The organism is Amycolatopsis sp. NPDC059021, assembly GCF_042739895.1.
Classification (GTDB): Bacteria; Actinomycetota; Actinomycetes; order Mycobacteriales; family Pseudonocardiaceae; genus Amycolatopsis.
Genome location: NZ_JBHYIQ010000001.1, coordinates 106352 through 108156 on the forward strand (window position 1 = coordinate 106352; position 1805 = coordinate 108156).

Here is a 1805-nt window from a genome sequence, read left to right on the forward strand (position 1 = left end):
AGTTCGAGGTGCCGCCCGTCCTCGCGCACCCCCCCACCCCCCCCCCCGCCGGCCGGGTCCGCGAAGGGAGGGGCTCATGGGCAAGGTGGCGTTCACCGAGTTCATCACCGTGCGGCGGTACGCGAGGTCGCTCGCCCGCCTGCCGGAGGCCGACCGCGCGGCGCGGTTGGCGGCCCTGGCGCAGTTCGCCGAGTTCGTCGGGCGGACCCCGGACGAAATGATCGAAGAGGTCTTCGACGAACGAACTCGCCGCTATCGGAGACAGGGTTTCTACAGTGACAAGGCCAGGGAGTTCGCCGCGCTGGACGGGCCGCCCGCGATCCGGATCGCCCGCGGTGTCATCGTCCGCGCGTTCTTCGCGGCCAACGGGCGGCGGTTGCTGCCCGAGTACGCCGAATGGTCCCGGCCGCTCTGAACCGTCCTCTTCGGACTTCCCGGCGGCGGCACGATGATCGTCGGTCTCGGCGGGGGCACCGGCTCGTCCCGGCTGTGGCGCGCGCTGGCCGGGCGGGTGCCGCCGGACGAGTTCACCATCGTGGTCAACACGGCCGACGACTTCCGGCGGGACGGCCTGCGGATCTGCCCGGACCTGGACACCACGCTGGCCGCGTTGTCCGGAATGGACTCCGGTGCCGCCCTCGGCCTGGCAGGACCGCGTACCGAGCGGTTGCGCGCGGGGGACGGACTCGCCGAGATCACCCGCGGCCTCGCCGCCGCCGCGGGCGTGCGGGTGAGCGTGCTGCCGATGACCGAGCAGGAGGTCAGCACCCGGCTGAACACCTTCTCGGAGGAGAACCTGCGATATCAGGAGTTTCTGGACGATCGTGATGCGGAACCCGCAGTAGCGAGCGTGCGCTACGACGGTATCGATGAGGCGCGTCCCGCTCCCGGCGTTCTGGAGGCGATCGGCGCCGCCGAGCTGGTCGTGCTCGGGCCGAGCAATCCGCTGGCCGGTGTCCTGCCGATCCTGCGAATCCCGGGCGTCGCCGCGGCGCTGCGCGACACACATGCGGAGATCGTGGCAGTGACCCCGGTCGTCTACGGCGTGCCGATCACCGACCCGGCCGAGCACCGGCGCGCCCGCAGCCGCGCGGCGCTGATGCACACCGTGGGCCTGCCCGCCATCGCCGTCTCGGTGGCCAAGCTGCACCGCGGCGTCTGCGACCGGTTCGTGCTGGACCGCGCGGACGCCGCCGAGGCGGGGCGCATCCGCGCGCTCGGCCTCGAGGTGGACCTCGCCTCGACACTGATCGCGCGTGCCGACCCCGGCGAACTGGTCGACACCGTGCTCGCCGGGAGCCGCTACTAGCCCTCGTCACGGCGGGTCCGGGTCCGGTTACCCGGACCGGTGAAGCGAGGTCCTGACTCGGGTGGTTCGGGCGGATCCTTCTTGTCCGCGGGCGGCGCCCGGCACTTTGCTGGATCCGGACCGGGACATGCGGAATCGAGCAGGACGGAGCCAGAACATGGGCAAAGTAGCGGGCGGGTTGTCCGTGGCGGCACTGGTGCTGGCGGGCGCGCTGGCGGCGGCACCGGCCGCGACGGCCGCGATCACCCCACGCTCGGTGCCCGATTGCGTCAACTACGCGGTCGACGAGGGCGAGGCCGACGTGGACATCGCGTTCCAGGCCTGCACCCAGAGCAGCCTGCTGGACTGCTACCGGATCTTCCGCGACGAATACGGCCGCCAGGAGTGGGCGCTGGAGGCCTGCAAACAGCGGGACTAGCAGGCCGGGCGAGCTGAAGGGGACTTTCGTCTCGCAGGACGCGCTGAAGGGGACTTTCCTCGCGTCTGATGCGAGGAA

At 71.6% G+C, this 1805-nt stretch carries 3 protein-coding genes; all 3 read left to right on the forward strand.

Annotation, left to right across the window (positions count from 1 at the left end):
- Positions 1-76 precede the first annotated feature (76 nt).
- The 3 genes from ACFWX1_RS00390 (at position 77) to ACFWX1_RS00400 (ending at position 1727) form a co-directional block, all read left to right on the forward strand.
- Entirely contained in the window at positions 77-415 is a 339-nt protein-coding gene (locus ACFWX1_RS00390) for a hypothetical protein (RefSeq protein WP_378382632.1), read from the forward strand.
- A gap of 33 nt (positions 416-448) precedes the next feature.
- Positions 449-1309, forward strand: a complete 861-nt coding sequence (locus ACFWX1_RS00395) for a 2-phospho-L-lactate transferase CofD family protein (RefSeq protein ID WP_378382633.1) — start codon at positions 449-451, stop codon at positions 1307-1309.
- A gap of 157 nt (positions 1310-1466) precedes the next feature.
- Positions 1467-1727 carry a hypothetical protein gene (locus ACFWX1_RS00400; protein WP_378382634.1) on the forward strand — a complete coding sequence of 87 codons (261 nt, stop codon included), beginning with the start codon at positions 1467-1469 and terminating at the stop codon, positions 1725-1727.
- Positions 1728-1805 lie beyond the last annotated feature (78 nt).